A 14,975-nucleotide genomic window follows, 5' to 3' on the forward strand; every position below is an offset into this window, starting at 1 on the left:
AATTCTATTGTATAAATGTTACTAATTTCTTCATTGGTTTTCTAACCTTTACAAGATTTACCAACCAATCGTTATCTGCGTCTTTATAGCCTATAGGTAATAGTAGTGTGCTACGTAACCCTTTTTCTCTCAAACCAAGAATTTTATCTAAGGCCTCAGGGTCAAACCCTTCCATAGGAGTACTGTCTAAACCTTCGTATGCTGCTTGCCCGATAGCGGCCATAAAGGCAATATAAGTTTGTCTTGCAGCATGTTCAAAATTGGCTTCAGGATCGCGTTTTGGGTAGCTATCTAATAACATTTGACGATAATTTTCCCATCCTTCATTTTTAAAACCTCTTACGTCATTTGTTAAATCAAACATATAGTTAATTCGGTCTTCCGTATAATGATCCCATGCTGCAAATACAAGCAAATGAGAACAATCTGTTACTTGCGGTTGATTCCAAGCTATTTCTTTGATGCTGGCTTTGGTTTCTTTGTTTGTAACCACAAAAACTTCAAATGGTTGTAATCCGCTAGATGTTGGCGCTAGCCTTATGGCTTCTAAAATGTTGTCTATTTTTTCTTGAGGAACTATTTCGCCATTCATTGCTTTTGTAGCATAGCGTTCTTTTAATTTGTCTAAAAAACTCATTGTCATAATTTTGATTGGTATACAAAGTTAAATTATAATTAAAAGGTAAAAATGAATCTATGTTAATAAATCAGTTTTTCACTCTTTCCTTTCTGATTCTACTTAAACTTTGAGGAGTAATTCCGAGGTATGAGGCAATTTGATAATTGGGTATTATTTTTTCGAAATCAGCATAATCCTCAATAAACTGATTGTATTTTTCTGCGGCCGTTAATGCTAATAAATTTAAAATTCGTTTTTGAAGTGCAGCAATTCGTTTCTCAAAATTCTTACGCTGCATCATTTCGAATTGAGGAAATTCTTGGTAGAATTTTTCAACTTTAGAATTGTCCATTATATAAACTTTAGAATGGGTGAGGCTTTCAATGGTAACAACAGATTTGTTATTTGTATAAAGCGTTATATAATCACTTATCCACCAATTTTTAATGGCAAATTGTAAGGTGTGCTCCTTTCCATTTTCTGATTTGTAATAGGAACGCAAACAGCCACTTGCAATAAATATATGTTCCTTTTTGTTAGAATTCTCTGTTAGAATTTGTTCTCCTTTTACTAAGTTTCTCTCTTTGATTATCTCATTTATTTTATGTTCTATTTCAGGTGAAATTGAAACTGAATGCTTAAAATAATCTAAAAGTTCTTTCATGAATACTAATTTGTTTCCAGTGGAATGCTTAGGATGTACTTCGTAGGTTCAAAAATTAACTTGTCTCGTATTCCTTCGGAGAAAAGTTAGAAATATTTCTACTATTTAATCCAATGCAGTAGCTTAAAATTTAAAGGTAATATTTTATTTAAATCTAGCAATGCCAAGAGCGCAGCTAATTGGCGCTGGCAATTAAAGGGATTGTTGGTAGCCGTTATTTTACCAATCTCGCTTTTTTAATTCTGTCCAGTCTTTTGTTTTAGAATCAAAAGACTGGACAACCTTGAGTTTATTCTTAGAATACATTTTCTGTTTAATCGGCCATCCTTCGTCATTAAAAAAGGCATGTATATCGTAACCAATATTTAAGTGATCTTCTTCATATAATTCTTTAACCATACCATTATCGTGGAAGCTTATTATTTTCACTTCTTGTATGTAATCATAATCGATATGCCTAGATTCATAATAGACACAATAGCCATTCTCATAAGGTTTCCAAGATTTAAAATAATTAAAAACCTTCATCTCTGCAACTCTTGAAGATTTGCTATTTTCTTTGTCATATTTATAGTATTGTCTAAATTCATTATCGTAGTATATTTTCACCTCATCAGGTCGATCATTTATAATTGGAGAATCTGATAAAGCAAGGGTATAATCAGCTTTTAAAGAACCTGTCTTGTAAACAATAGTATTTGGTCTATTATTAAAAAGCTTAATAACTGTTACGCTTCCATTAGTTTTGGAGAATGAATAAAAATGGCCTTCTCGATCGCGTAAATCTAATTTATAGGTGGAGAAATTATTGCTATCAGTGCCGTTTAGTTGAGAATACTTCAGTTCATTTCCATCAAAAATATCATATCTCAACGGTCTTCCATCAGCATTTAAGTATTCAATTTTGCGGAACCCTTCATCGGTATATGATATGTATCGCTTTTTGAATCCATTACTATGATAATCCTCAGAATTTTCAAAATTTACTAAAATCATTGTTACTTCCTCAATTCTTGTATCATCAGAATCAGCATCCCTTAGAAATTTTTTAAAAAGCAATTGAGCTGCATAATATGTTCTAAGTTTTGCTAATTCAGTTTTCGCCTCTAGATATGTGATATCTGGATTTGTACTGCCATTCAGATTATCCTTAGTTTTTTTGATAAATTCTAAGGCTTCTTCGTAGTTTTCATTTTCATAAGCAATTTGTGCTTTTTAATAAAAGGCCTTGGCCATGGTGACGTTTTGGGCGTTTACACCGAGAGCAACCAGTAAGAAGAGGAGCAACATACTGAAGTTTTTCATTTGATTTAAATTTTAGTCCAAGAGTTATCAGATTTATTAAAACGTTCACTGTATTTATACTTTTTTCTTTTGTATTGATCCTTTTTTATTAATTGACCATTTTCATCAAAATGATATATTTCATGGTATAAACCATTGCCGCCATCCCATTCTGTTTTTATTGATTTAATAAGAGGCATATTAAAATCGCTGTAAATTGATTCGTTAGATTCTTTGTCATAATACTGTATAGAAGTTTGGCTATAAATGTTACCGGTACCAACTTTTACCCCATTTGATCCGAAAATATGTATTGCGGGCCCCATATAATGAATAGTTACATTACCGTCATTATCAAAATATTTAAAACCGTGATCTTCATTGGGAATAACATAATTAAATGAGTAGTTTTCTCCTTTACATGCCGTCTTTAGGGTTTCGTCTCTAATTTCAGTCCGAAATGTTGATATATCCTCAAAAAAGCTTTTTTCTTCTCTATATCTATATTCCTCATCGGTAGGATAATAAGTTATTTCATACAAATAATTCTCATAATATTTAGAGAGAATTAAATTACCATTTAAAGAATGATATTTATAAAAAGTCTGATAATTGATTTTACCATCTTTTATGTTCTCCCTAAATACTAAATTTCCCCCAACGCAATGCTGAATACTTCCTAAATATTTCTCTGACTCCTCCGTAACTATTTTACAGGTATTTGTACTGACATAACACTCAGTCAGATACTTTTTGTATTTTCTGCCATCATCAAATGTGCCAGTTATCATTTTCCTTAAACCATTATCATAGAAGTTATCAGAAGTTTTAATATCAACTAAAATGTTTGCAACCTCTTGTATCCTACCGTCATCTGTGTCTGCTTCGTCTAAAAATGATTCAAATAGTCTTTTAGCTTTATTAATGTTCCTGTCATTTTTATATCGTGCTTTTGCCTCTAAATAGATGATATCTGCGTTGGTGTTGCCATTTAGGTTGTTTTTAGTTTCAGTGATTAGATCAATGGCTTCTTCATAGTCTTCATTTTCATAAGCCATCTGTGCTTTTTTGTAAAACGCCTTGGCCATGGTGATGTTTTGGGCACAAAGACTTGAGAAAATGGAAAGCGTTAATATGTAAAATAAAATATACTTCATTGTTTAAAATTATTGTTGAACCCACTGGTCTTGTGAGACGTTATACTCCCAAGTTGATCTTAATTTTTTCATGTACACATTTTTGTAATGTTCTTTTTTCTCTGGAATACCTTCACTATTAAAATACATCACTATCCATGTATTTAAACTTTCGTCCCAATAGCCCAACTCTTTCACCATGCCAAACCAGTATTTATGCTCCTTTGTGGCGGAATTTATCTCTGGTGAGTCATGATACGAATAAATTAAAGGGTTTTTAGGCTCATATAATACATAGTCATTTGAATTATAAGCTGAGCGAATAAAAAGTCCATTAGGGCGATAATAATCGCTCCTTACAATTGCTGGAGTATAGCCTTGCACTGGATCTCCATTTGAGTTATATATGGTGATATAGTACGGAGTATTTTCCCAAGCCCAAGGGTTTTCAATATTATACTTTCCGTTTTTGGCTGTAGCTAAGTCTTCTAACTCTATGTATTTAGCACCATCATGATAATACATGACTTTGTATACGTCGTTGTTTGTGTTGTAAAATTTGACATTGTCTATCTTTTCTTTGTCATTCAAATTGGTGTATGAGATAATCTGTGAAACATTAGTTTCTCCTTTTGAGTTGTATATTTTTGATGTTAAACGATTTCCACTGGCATCATAAGAATCATATATCCGTTGTCCATTCTCATTAACATACTCCTTTGATTTAATGTTACCATTGTTATAGAAATTATCAGAAGTTTTAATATCCACTAAAATATCTGCAACTTCTTGTATTCTGCCATCATCATCATCTGATTCATTTAAAAAGGATTCAAATAAGCTTTTAGCTTTAGTAATATTCTTATCACTTTTATATCGTGCTTTTGCCTCTAAATAGATGATATCTGCGTTGGTGTTGCCATTTAGGTTGTTTTTAGTTTCAGTGATTAGATCAATGGCTTCTTTATAGTTCTCATTTTCATAAGCCATCTGTGCTTTTTGATAAAAGGCCTTGGCCATGGTGACGTTTTGGGCCTTTACACCGAGAGAGACAAATAAGATAATGAGTATAATACTGTAGCTTTTCATTTGTGTAGGGTTTAAATTTTAGTCCAGGATTTATTTGAATAATCGAAGGCTTCACTATATTTAAACTTATTCTTTTTATAAAAATCACGTTTGGTTAATACACCTTGTTGGTTAAAATGGTAAATGTGATGTTCTTTTCCTCGCTGTTCTTTAAAGGATTTTATCATGCCTTGGTTAAAATTTTCTACAAGATCTATATCAGTCTCAAAATCGTAGTAGGTTATGGAGTCCCATGAAGTGGCCGTACCGAAAACCTGTTCTTCATTATTTGGATCAAAAACGTGAATAGACCCTGGTTTTTTATGAATTATCATTTTACCTTCATCGTTGTAAAACTTAAAACTATGAGGTCCTTGGCTTACCAGTCTGTTAAATGTATATTTCTCTTCCTCGCAGTTGAGACTACCACCTGAAATTGCAATAGCGGTTTTTATAGTCTTTATATCCTCATCAGGATTTCGATATGCCTTGTAATACGGCACTGGGTTAAGTTGATATTTGTTTTTTTCTACATTTTTGTAATATGTTTGAGAATAGATTTCTCCATCAGAAAAAGATTCTTCAAAGACAGTTAGTGCTCCAACAACGTATTCTTGCCTCCCATAATATTTAGATGTTTCGGGGACATATCGTTTATAGGTGCCAGTATCCTCATAGCATTCGCTATAATAATCTATGAATGTTCTTCCTGTATCAGAAAACTGTTGTGTCACTTGTTTGCGTAAACCGTTGCTGTAAAATTCTTCTGAGGTCTCTAGGTCTACTAAAATACCCGCAACTTCTTGTATTCTGCCATCATCCTCATCTGCTTCATTTAAAAATGATTGAAATAAACTTTTAGCTTTATTAATATTCATGTCATTCTTATATCGTGCTTTTGCTTCTAGATAAATGATGTCAGGATTAGTATTTCCATTTAAGTTATTCTTAGTTTCGATAATTAGATTGATAGCTTCTCGATAATTCTCATTTTCATAAGCCATTTGTGCCTTTTTATAAAACGCTTTAGCCATGGTGATGTTTTGGGCATTTAAGCCAAGAGAAACAAATAAAAAAAAGAGCAGAATACAATTGCTTTTCATTCGAGTATGATTTAAATTTTAGTCCAGAATTTACTAGAACTATCATAAGAATATGATCTTTTATGCCTTCCTTTCTTTAATATTACCATTTTTAGTGGATTCCCTATTTCATCAAAGTAACAGCGATAATCAAAAGCATAAGATGCTTTAAAAAAGTTTTGAAAATAAAATACTGCTATTAGACCATTATCATGGTATCTCTCAACTGACAATTTTCGGTCACTGTCTGTTGTAAAATCAGTTTTTATGCGGTCACCTAGATAGGAAGTATCATTATTCTCAGTTTCATATTGGAAAATAGCAGAAAAAATCTCATTTGTATTTGTGTTATAATTTATTTCTTGTCTTAATTCACCATCATAATACCATTTTACTTTATCAGGATTATCCTTGACAATTGGTACTTCAGAAGTTACAGCCTCATAATCTGCATTAAAGCCATAAGTTTGATAGGAAATATTACTTGGTTTTGAATTATACAACTTTAAGGTTTTGACATCACCATTTGTCATAGAATATGAATAATAATAATCTTCTCTATCTTTTAAATTAAGAACACATTTGACTCTATATTCACCATTGATATAACTGTAATATTCTGAATATACCAATTCGTTACCATCAAAATCGTCAAATCTGTAGTCTATTCCGTTCGAGGCATAATAGCGCACTTTTCTTAGACCTTCTTCAGTATAAGATATGTTTCTTTTTTTTTGACCATTACTGTAATACTCATCTGAGGTTTCGAAATCCACTAATAATGAAGACACCTCTTCAACTCTACTATCGGTATCATCTACCGTGTTTAAAAATGTTTCAAATAAGGTTTTTGCATGATTTATTTTCTTATCATTAGCTAACCTAGATTTTGCTTCCAAATAAATGATATCAGGATTAGTACCTCCATTTAAATTTGACTTAGTCTTTTCTAATAAATCAATGGCTTTTTTATATTCATTATTTTCATAAGCAATCTGCGCTTTTTTATAAAACGCCTTGGCCATGGTGACGTTTTGGGCATAAATTGATGAACTAATTATCAATGATAAAAGACAGTAAATAAATTGTTTCATTGTTTGCTAATTATTGTTATTCCAATAGTCCGTTTTCTTTTTAGTTTTTTTGTCTGTAGACCAGTAATCTTTTTTTTGTGTCGATTTCGATTTTTTATCTGTAGACCAATAGTCTGTTTTCTCATCAGATTTTGATTTTATCTTTTCACCTGTCCAGTAATCTTTGCTTTGTTCGCTATTGACTTTATCATTTAAAAATGTTATTTGATTAGTCTGAGGTGGAGACGCTTTACTAAAATAGTAAGTAGAAACAGCCATTTCTAAATTTCTTTTAAGACTACTGGTAATAGCATTTACACTATTTTCCCATTGAAAAAAACTGTTTCATAATCATTTGCTTTTCTTCCAAAATGTTCCCTAATTATCTGTTTTTTAATATCCTCTATAAAGGGGTACTGACCATTTGAATAGGGAAAAAAGGCAAAAACCTGAGAGAATTGAACCTGTGTGTTTTCATTAATTTCAAACTTTAAGATATTAGGGTAATTGACTCTTTCGTAATAATAATCATAATCCTTAGGTACATAAGCAAAGTATATATACAGCGGCTTAAACACTGTTCCGTCTTCTCCTAAGGTAGACTTTAATTTGACTTGGTCTAAAAACGACTGTCTTGAACTTATTACTTCATTATATTGTTTTCGAAATTGACGAGCTTGATTGTTAAATTGAATTTTTCGCTGCTCTTCCATTTCTTCTTTTTGTCTTTGTTCTCTTTCAAAAGCTAGTCTACGTTGTCGGTTTTGTTCGAGCATGTTGCCAATGGCATTAAGTGTTTGCATACCAGCTTGAAACATTTGTACGTTTCTATTATATTCTGCTTGGCTTTTTCTTTTCATCGCTTCTATTTCAGGGGTGGTTGGCAACCCATTACTGTCGTACATAACTCCATTTTTTGTAGATGACGTTCCAGTGTTGTTCGAGTTATTTGTGACCGTGGAAACCTGACCAATGGTATTTGGACTATTATTATTATACGGTATAGGGCAACGTGCGACGGCCCAATAATCAACAACAATTGTTTGAGGTAAGTCAATAACTGCCTGATATCCATTTACCGACGACGAATATACCGTTGCCGATGAATGTACCGTATTGTTTATAAGTCGAAATCTTGGATGTTCAGCCCAATCTCTATGAAACCTCTTTACATAGTCTATTATAAACCTCTTGAAATCTCCATGAGTCTGTTCGTTTTCATATAGATCATTATCTAGATTTGCTGCAAAATCACCGTCACTGTAAGGACATTCAAATACCTGAGAGACAAATGTTACTACACCATTAGGGTCTGTTTGGCTTGGATTCTCCATTTCAAATGGTGTATATTCCATGCCAACCGAATAATAAAAACGAAGGGTTCCTGATTGAGAACTACCTGTAAATACTGATAATCCAAAGAGAATTGCGAGAAGAAATTTTTTCATATCGTTCAATTAAATAAAACTAATCAATTTTTTTTCTATTCAAATAGTAACTAGCTTGTTATATCATTACCAAAGGTGCTGTTATCCCGCTAATATGAGGGGGATATCATCACTTTTAGGTGCTATTATCCATTTCAAAAAAATATAATTTTTATTAGGAATAATATTGGTTGGTTAATTTTCTGATTGTCAATATTTCAAATATAACCATTTTCTTTGATATCTTTCTCCTCGACTTATCAACAAGGTTTTTTGTACTTTAGAAACTCAAAACAAAACAAATGAAAACCCAATACCTATACCCATTACTAGCACTGCTTTGTCTAGCAGCATGCCAAACAGAACAACCCACAGAAACAACCAGCAACCTTCCAGAAGCGTTTTACGATTTTAAAGTATTAGACTCGCAATACCTTGATGTAGCAGCTATGTGGGAACCTTTTGAAAGCTATTGGCAAGATTTTACAGCCACAGATTACGAGCGTATAAAACCCATGGTTTGGGAGCAAAGCATCCCGAGCATACAACGTCATATTTCTAATGGTAGGTTGAGCTACCAAGAGCTAACCTTGTTTTATTTGTACCGTATTAAAACCTACGATCGTGCCAATAACAACTCCTTAAACAGTGTAATCGCCCTTAACCCCAATGTGGTAGAAGAAGCCAAACAACGCGATGCTGCTTTAGAAAATGCAGAGGTAAAACATCCCATTTTTGGTATGCCTATATTATTAAAAGACAATATCAACGCCCAAGGTATTGCAACCACTGCAGGTGCCATTGCCTTGTCAGAAAATTTTGCAGAAGATGCCTTTATAACCACCCAACTTAAAAAACACGGAGCCCTTATTTTAGGAAAATCTAATTTGAGCGAATGGGCGTATTTTTTCTGTGGCGATTGCCCAAGTGGTTATAGTGCGGTAGGCGGACAAACCTTAAACCCTTATGGCAGAAAAAAGTTTGATACTGGTGGTTCTAGTAGCGGTAGTGGGGTAGCCACTTCGGTAAATTTTGCTGTGGCAACCGTGGGGTCTGAAACCTCTGGTTCTATCTTGTCGCCTTCTAGTCAGAATTCAATTGTAGGCTTAAAACCCACCATCGGGTTTTTGAGTAGGTCGGGTATTGTGCCAATTTCTAGTACGCTAGATACTCCTGGGCCAATGACCAAAAATGTGATAGACAATGCCATTGTGTTAGATGCCATGAAAGGCTACGATGCTGCAGATAGCAAAAGTTTTGAAGTGGCAGAATTTGCCTACGATGGCACCGTATGGATGCAACCAGCTGCCGATTTTGTAAAAGGCAAGCGTTTTGGTGTGCTTAAGAGTTTGCTAGAAAACGAGTTGTATGCTACTGCCACACAACAATTGCAAGAAGCCGGTGCTGTATTGGTGGAGATTGCTCCAGAAAGACCGCAGCTCGATGGATTTTTAACTTTGTTGAATTTAGATATGCGCCATGATTTACCGGTGTATTTAAACAATGCGGCAGATAAAGATATTGGAGTGTATTCTGTAGCAGATGTGATTGCCTTTAATAAAACCGATTCTGTAAAGACCATGCCCTATGGGCAGAACTTATTTTATGGTATTGTAAATGATGCCACAACCGACGCTGATTTCGCACAGTTAAAAGATTCGTTGCAACTAAAAGGGAAAGCCTTTTTTGATGTGCCTATGGAAAAACACAATTTAGATGCGGTGTTATCTATTAATAATTACCATGCAGGGTATGCTGCTGTGGCTATTTATCCTGCATTAACGGTACCTATGGGTTATGATAAAGATGGCAAACCATTTGGCTTAACATTTATATCGCCAAAAGGCGAAAATAATTTGTTGCAATGGGGCTATGGCTACGAGCAGATTTCATTGATGCGAAAAGCCCCTAAAGGCTATGAATAAGTACCTGATTTAAAATAGGATTCAAACCGATAAATATCCGTACTTTTGCAGTCCAAAATTTAAACGATTATGCGCACAAAATCTTTAAAGAAAAATAAAATCAATGTAGTTACATTGGGTTGTTCTAAAAACGTTTATGATTCTGAAGTGTTAATGGGTCAATTAAAGGCCAATGACAAAGAAGTGGTGCACGAAGAAGAAGGAAATGTGGTAGTGATTAACACTTGCGGATTTATAGACAATGCCAAAGAAGAAAGTGTAAATACCATTTTAGAATATGTGCGCAAAAAAGAAGAAGGCGATGTAGATAAGGTTTTTGTAACCGGATGTTTGAGTGAGCGTTACAAACCAGATTTACAAAAAGAGATTCCGTCTGTAGATCAGTATTTTGGTACTACGGAATTACCTTCGTTATTAAAAGCCTTAGGGGCAGACTACAAACACGAGTTGATTGGTGAGCGTTTAACTACCACACCAAAAAATTATGCCTATTTAAAAATTGCCGAAGGTTGCGATAGACCTTGTAGCTTTTGTGCGATACCTTTAATGCGCGGTAAGCATAAATCTACGCCAATAGAAGAGGTGGTAGAAGAAGCAACCAAGTTGGCTGCCAAAGGTGTAAAAGAATTGATTTTAATTGCGCAAGACTTAACCTACTACGGATTAGACTTGTACAAGAAAAGAAACTTAGCAGAGTTATTACGTCATTTGGTAAAAGTAGAAGGTATTGAGTGGATTCGTTTACACTACGCGTTTCCAACAGGCTTTCCGATGGATGTGTTAGAAGTTATGCGCGAAGAGCCAAAGATTTGTAACTATATCGATATACCGTTACAGCATATTGCAGATCCTATTTTAAAGAGTATGAAACGCGGTACTACCAAAGCTAAAACTACTAAGTTGTTGCATCAGTTTAGAGAGGCGGTGCCAGATATGGCGATTAGAACTACCTTAATTGTTGGGTATCCTGGTGAAACCGAAGAAGATTTTCAAACCCTTAAAAACTGGGTAGAAGAAATGCGTTTTGAGCGTTTAGGCTGTTTTACGTATTCACATGAAGAGAATACTGGAGCATATGCTTTAGAAGACAATGTGCCACAAGAAGTAAAGCAACAACGTGCCAATGAGATTATGGAGTTACAATCGCAAATTTCTTGGGAATTGAATCAAGAGAAAATAGGGAAGGAGTTTAAAGTGGTGATAGACCGTAAAGAAGGAAATTACTTTGTAGGACGTACTGAGTTTGATTCACCAGATGTAGATAATGAGGTATTAATTGATGCGAGTCAACACTATTTAAAAACAGGAGAGTACACTACTGTTAAAGTTACCGAAGCGGCAGACTTTGATTTGTATGCAACCCCAATAAACGCCTAATGAATCCAATAAAAGAACATTGGCAGCAAGTATATGCCAATACCCCTCCAGAAAAAACAGGATGGTACCAAGCCGAGGCATCAGAATCGTTATTGCTATTATCTAAATGCAATATTGATAAAGATGCGCACATTTTAAATGTTGGTACTGGCGCTTCTAATTTTGTAAATCAGGTGTTAGATGCCGGCTATACCAATGTGTCTGTAAATGATATTGCAGCAAGTGCATTGGAGGTTTTGCAGTCTAGAATTCCCGAAGAGCAATTAGAGTATGTACGCTTTATAGAAGACGATTTAACAGCCCCAACTGTGTTAAAAGACATAGCTCCTGTAGCGGTTTGGCACGATAGGGCTGTATTGCACTTTTTTAGAGAAGCACATGAACAACAAGCCTATTTTGATTTGTTGAAAAGCAAAGTGCAAGCTGGTGGTTATGTTATTATTGCTGAATTTAATTTAGAGGGTGCTTTAAAGTGCAGCGGACAAGAATTACACCGTTATGACCGCAACATGATTGCAGCCCAATTAGGGGAGGAGTTCACACTTTTAGAGGAATTTGAGTTTACCTTTGTAAATCCGTTTGGTGGAGAGCGTCCGTTTATCTACACCTTGTTTCAACGCGCTTAAACACTGATTTAAAACATTTCGGTTTTAACCAAGTCAAAAGATTGTTTTTCACCGTTTTCATTTAAAAGGGTTAGATGTAATTCGTCAGCATTGTTGCTATCTAAATAATCGATATACTCACAAAAGGTGCTGGCTGTAAAATCTATACTGTCATAATTTAATACTTCCATATTTGGCTTGATGCCTGCTTTTTCTGCAGGAGAACCCTTTACAATTACAGTAACCACATGTTTGTTATTCTGAACACCTACGTTAACGCCAAAGGTTTTGTAAACCTCTTCTTTTAAATCGGGGTACTTTTCAAAAGCCAAACTCTCACTGCTCCAGTTTATAGCTACAATGTGTTTTGATAATACTTCGGTACCTAACAATCCAGATTTACCTGTTTTAATAGGTACATTATTGCTGATGACATTGCCTAATGCCAAAGAATCTACACGACTAAATTTGCGATCTAACTTTTTTAATTTTCCGCCCAAACCACTGCTAGCAAAACCATAAGCCACGAAAGACTTTTTTACAATGGCTCTGTTTTCTAGCGTATCGTAAATTTTTTGAGGCACTGTTATACCCCCATTAGAACCGTAATCTAATGTGAGGTTAGAAATTTTTGATTTCCCTAGAGGTGTGTTTATTTTGATACTAAACTGCCTATTGGGCGTAAATTTCATTGAAATAGAATCGTGGTTCTTTAATTTAAATTCGCTATTGCTGATTTGAATGATTTTGTTTTTAGCATCTATTTTCCAATTGCAATAGCGCATCATGTTTGAGCCAATAATTCCATCGATACCCAAACAGCCTATAATTGGATTTTTATTGAAATCAGCGACAAAGGCTACTTGATCTGTAAAGCCAACATCATTTAAAGAAATTTTGGGTAGGCTCACATAGTCAACTGAAATAGTACTATTATCAGAATCTCGTAGGGTTCCTTTACTCACAGTTTTAAACTGAAATTTAGATTGTAATTCTTTTGAAATACTAAAAGGAGCTCCTGTATCTAACAGAAATTGATAAGTATTATTTTCTATTTGCACCGGAACAATAATTAAATCATTTTTAATTTCAATAGCTATAGAGCTATTAAAATTGTCTTTGTCCATGGCACCACCTCTTATAGCATCGACCCAGTTTTTTTGGCAGCTATGAAATACAAGTACCAATAATAGTGTGACAAGAATTTGTAGTCGTTTAGTCATTTTTAAAATATTCTTCTAGATTTTACAATTTAAAAATATAGAAAATTTAAATGAACTATGGTTCTCGAATTTCAAAGACAAATTCTCTTTGAATAAAATTATCATCATAGCAAAAGTTGTCGGCATCTACTTCATTCGGATTTCTATAATCATTTGCATAAACATATACTTGAATGGTAATCGAGTATATTCCTTTCTGAGTAGGAGTACCATTAAAAACTACTCTATTTCGATGGAATTGAAAATCCATACCAGGAGGTAAATCACCATAAACGAAGAAATCGTAGTAGTAGTCTTCATCGTTCGAGTCGTTTCTAACTTCAGCCTTGATATAATCGGAATAGGGGATACCCTCATAGCCAATTTCTAGATCTACTCGCTTAAATTCAGGAGTAGATGACCAAAATATGCAGTCTTCTACAAATTCTTTACAACTGGTTAAAAATATTGATAATAGTAAGGTAAATAGTAAGGTTTTCGTTTTCATGGTAGTTTTAATTTGTTCGAATACTACCTATAAAAAAGCGTGCCAAAAATGAATTCCAGTTTTAATTCCAAGTTAAGTGTTTGCGTTCATTCCAATAATAATTGGCGCTTACTCCATATTTAGATAATGCATTAATTTCAGAATTGGATAGCTGAAATGTAGTGGTTCTTAAATTTTGATGAAGTTGTTGCTTATTTGATGCGCCACTTAAAACTTTAAAAGGATTTATAGTTTGACTACAAAATTGTAATGCGATGGCATCTATACCTACATTGTATTTTTTACTCAGATTTTCAAGCGTATTGTACAACTCAAAATATACCGGATAATTCGAATTTTTAAAAACGCGTCCGTTGGCCAAAGCTTCCTTAATTACCACTCGCTTATCTTTCAAATCAGATTGCAATGCGAGAATGGATTGATCTAAAATGTTATAGGTGAGTTGGTAAACATCAAATAGTTGTTTGCCGTTTGACTGAATGTCTAAAGCTTTTTGCACTATTGCTACCTGGTTTGCACCAGAAGCAGTAAGTCCAATATGAATATCATTTGTTTCTTTTAACGAAGCCAATCGCGCTAAAACTTCGTTATTTTCTAGAACCCCAGAATCAAAAGTTGCCGAATGAATTTGCAAAGTTGTTAAGTTGGGCAATAATTGCTTTGAAAAGTCCCATTGCTCATTTAATAGCTTGAGCGAATGTTCTTTGATTTCATGTTGTGTTGCGTTAGGGTCGAAATTAGCTACATATTTATAGCCCCATTTGGTGGCGACTTCTACATCGTTTTTTGGATTGTGCTGTAACCACTCTAATATAAGTTGTTCAGCCATACCATAACCAGGAGCCGTATCAAAATATCGAATTCCTTGAGCATAAGCTTCTTCTAAAATTGAGAGCCCACTTTGTTTAAAAGTATTTAAATCGAAAGGAGCATTGCTTTTCTCGCTTCTTATGTTGATATAAGTAGGTCTCCCTATTGCCGCTGTGCCAAGTCCGAGATGCATAA

15 protein-coding genes are annotated in these 14,975 nt (G+C 34.1%); 3 read left to right on the plus strand and 12 right to left on the minus strand.

The features are described 5' to 3' along the window. Positions 1 to 4: 4 nt before the first annotated feature. From ACYQ5R_RS11970 to ACYQ5R_RS12010, 9 genes are all read right to left on the minus strand, one after another. The gene (locus tag ACYQ5R_RS11970) at positions 5 to 637 is read right to left on the minus strand and encodes an NAD(P)H-dependent oxidoreductase (RefSeq protein ID WP_460191191.1); all 633 of its coding nucleotides are present in this window, start codon (positions 635 to 637) and stop codon (positions 5 to 7) included. 70 nt (positions 638 to 707) lie between these two features. Then, a complete protein-coding gene (locus ACYQ5R_RS11975; protein WP_460191192.1) occupies positions 708 to 1,283 on the minus strand; it encodes a Crp/Fnr family transcriptional regulator in 576 nt (191 codons plus the stop codon). A gap of 219 nt (positions 1,284 to 1,502) precedes the next feature. After that, entirely contained in the window at positions 1,503 to 2,279 is a 777-nt protein-coding gene (locus tag ACYQ5R_RS11980) for a hypothetical protein (protein WP_460191193.1), read from the minus strand. 314 nt (positions 2,280 to 2,593) lie between these two features. Next, a complete protein-coding gene (locus ACYQ5R_RS11985) occupies positions 2,594 to 3,655 on the minus strand; it encodes a hypothetical protein (RefSeq protein ID WP_460191194.1) in 1,062 nt (353 codons plus the stop codon). A gap of 78 nt (positions 3,656 to 3,733) precedes the next feature. Continuing rightward, a complete protein-coding gene (locus tag ACYQ5R_RS11990) occupies positions 3,734 to 4,792 on the minus strand; it encodes a hypothetical protein (RefSeq protein ID WP_460191195.1) in 1,059 nt (352 codons plus the stop codon). Between the two features lie 11 nt (positions 4,793 to 4,803). Beyond that, positions 4,804 to 5,805: a hypothetical protein gene (locus tag ACYQ5R_RS11995; protein WP_460191196.1), complete on the minus strand. Its 1,002-nt coding sequence runs from the start codon at positions 5,803 to 5,805 to the stop codon at positions 4,804 to 4,806. An 80-nt stretch (positions 5,806 to 5,885) separates the two neighbouring features. Further along, complete coding sequence (locus ACYQ5R_RS12000; RefSeq protein WP_460191197.1) at positions 5,886 to 6,878, minus strand: hypothetical protein; 993 nt, start codon at positions 6,876 to 6,878, stop codon at positions 5,886 to 5,888. A gap of 75 nt (positions 6,879 to 6,953) precedes the next feature. Then, on the minus strand, positions 6,954 to 7,205 hold the full coding sequence (locus ACYQ5R_RS12005; protein ID WP_460191198.1) for a hypothetical protein: 252 nt from the start codon (positions 7,203 to 7,205) through the stop codon (positions 6,954 to 6,956). A gap of 35 nt (positions 7,206 to 7,240) precedes the next feature. Further along, positions 7,241 to 8,374, minus strand: a complete 1,134-nt coding sequence (locus tag ACYQ5R_RS12010; RefSeq protein WP_460191199.1) for a hypothetical protein — start codon at positions 8,372 to 8,374, stop codon at positions 7,241 to 7,243. A 281-nt stretch (positions 8,375 to 8,655) separates the two neighbouring features. Here ACYQ5R_RS12010 and ACYQ5R_RS12015 point away from each other — a divergent pair, with 281 nt between their 5' ends. The 3 genes from ACYQ5R_RS12015 to ACYQ5R_RS12025 all read left to right on the plus strand — a co-directional run bounded on the left by ACYQ5R_RS12015 (position 8,656) and on the right by ACYQ5R_RS12025 (position 12,281). Next, on the plus strand, positions 8,656 to 10,278 hold the full coding sequence (locus tag ACYQ5R_RS12015; RefSeq protein WP_460191200.1) for an amidase family protein: 1,623 nt from the start codon (positions 8,656 to 8,658) through the stop codon (positions 10,276 to 10,278). 69 nt (positions 10,279 to 10,347) lie between these two features. Further along, positions 10,348 to 11,655 (plus strand): 30S ribosomal protein S12 methylthiotransferase RimO, encoded by a 1,308-nt coding sequence (gene rimO, locus ACYQ5R_RS12020; RefSeq protein WP_460191201.1) that lies wholly within the window; start codon positions 10,348 to 10,350, stop codon positions 11,653 to 11,655. Next, a complete protein-coding gene (locus ACYQ5R_RS12025; protein WP_460191202.1) occupies positions 11,655 to 12,281 on the plus strand; it encodes a methyltransferase domain-containing protein in 627 nt (208 codons plus the stop codon). Before rimO ends, ACYQ5R_RS12025 begins: the two co-directional genes overlap by 1 nt. 8 nt (positions 12,282 to 12,289) lie before the next feature. Here ACYQ5R_RS12025 and ACYQ5R_RS12030 read toward each other — a convergent pair whose 3' ends face one another. From ACYQ5R_RS12030 to ACYQ5R_RS12040, 3 genes are all read right to left on the minus strand, one after another. Next, positions 12,290 to 13,483, minus strand: a complete 1,194-nt coding sequence (locus ACYQ5R_RS12030; protein WP_460191203.1) for a retropepsin-like aspartic protease — start codon at positions 13,481 to 13,483, stop codon at positions 12,290 to 12,292. A gap of 55 nt (positions 13,484 to 13,538) precedes the next feature. After that, entirely contained in the window at positions 13,539 to 13,970 is a 432-nt protein-coding gene (locus tag ACYQ5R_RS12035; protein WP_460191204.1) for a hypothetical protein, read from the minus strand. Positions 13,971 to 14,031: 61 nt separating this feature from the next. Further along, positions 14,032 to 14,973, minus strand: coding sequence for an aldo/keto reductase (locus ACYQ5R_RS12040; RefSeq protein WP_460191205.1), 942 nt, complete (start codon positions 14,971 to 14,973; stop codon positions 14,032 to 14,034). Positions 14,974 to 14,975 lie beyond the last annotated feature (2 nt).

Source organism: Urechidicola sp. KH5, assembly GCF_054661455.1.

Coding starts and splice junctions, on each gene's coding strand:
- ACYQ5R_RS11970 (WP_460191191.1), bottom strand. CDS start 637: ATGAGTTTTTTAGACAAATTAAAAGAACGCTATGCTACAAAAGCAATG.
- ACYQ5R_RS11975 (WP_460191192.1), bottom strand. CDS start 1,283: ATGAAAGAACTTTTAGATTATTTTAAGCATTCAGTTTCAATTTCACCT.
- ACYQ5R_RS11980 (WP_460191193.1), bottom strand. CDS start 2,279: ATGATTTTAGTAAATTTTGAAAATTCTGAGGATTATCATAGTAATGGA.
- ACYQ5R_RS11985 (WP_460191194.1), bottom strand. CDS start 3,655: ATGGCCAAGGCGTTTTACAAAAAAGCACAGATGGCTTATGAAAATGAA.
- ACYQ5R_RS11990 (WP_460191195.1), bottom strand. CDS start 4,792: ATGAAAAGCTACAGTATTATACTCATTATCTTATTTGTCTCTCTCGGT.
- ACYQ5R_RS11995 (WP_460191196.1), bottom strand. CDS start 5,805: ATGGCTAAAGCGTTTTATAAAAAGGCACAAATGGCTTATGAAAATGAG.
- ACYQ5R_RS12000 (WP_460191197.1), bottom strand. CDS start 6,878: ATGGCCAAGGCGTTTTATAAAAAAGCGCAGATTGCTTATGAAAATAAT.
- ACYQ5R_RS12005 (WP_460191198.1), bottom strand. CDS start 7,205: ATGGCTGTTTCTACTTACTATTTTAGTAAAGCGTCTCCACCTCAGACT.
- ACYQ5R_RS12010 (WP_460191199.1), bottom strand. CDS start 8,374: ATGAAAAAATTTCTTCTCGCAATTCTCTTTGGATTATCAGTATTTACA.
- ACYQ5R_RS12015 (WP_460191200.1), top strand. CDS start 8,656: ATGAAAACCCAATACCTATACCCATTACTAGCACTGCTTTGTCTAGCA.
- rimO (WP_460191201.1), top strand. CDS start 10,348: ATGCGCACAAAATCTTTAAAGAAAAATAAAATCAATGTAGTTACATTG.
- ACYQ5R_RS12025 (WP_460191202.1), top strand. CDS start 11,655: ATGAATCCAATAAAAGAACATTGGCAGCAAGTATATGCCAATACCCCT.
- ACYQ5R_RS12030 (WP_460191203.1), bottom strand. CDS start 13,483: ATGACTAAACGACTACAAATTCTTGTCACACTATTATTGGTACTTGTA.
- ACYQ5R_RS12035 (WP_460191204.1), bottom strand. CDS start 13,970: ATGAAAACGAAAACCTTACTATTTACCTTACTATTATCAATATTTTTA.
- ACYQ5R_RS12040 (WP_460191205.1), bottom strand. CDS start 14,973: ATGCATCTCGGACTTGGCACAGCGGCAATAGGGAGACCTACTTATATC.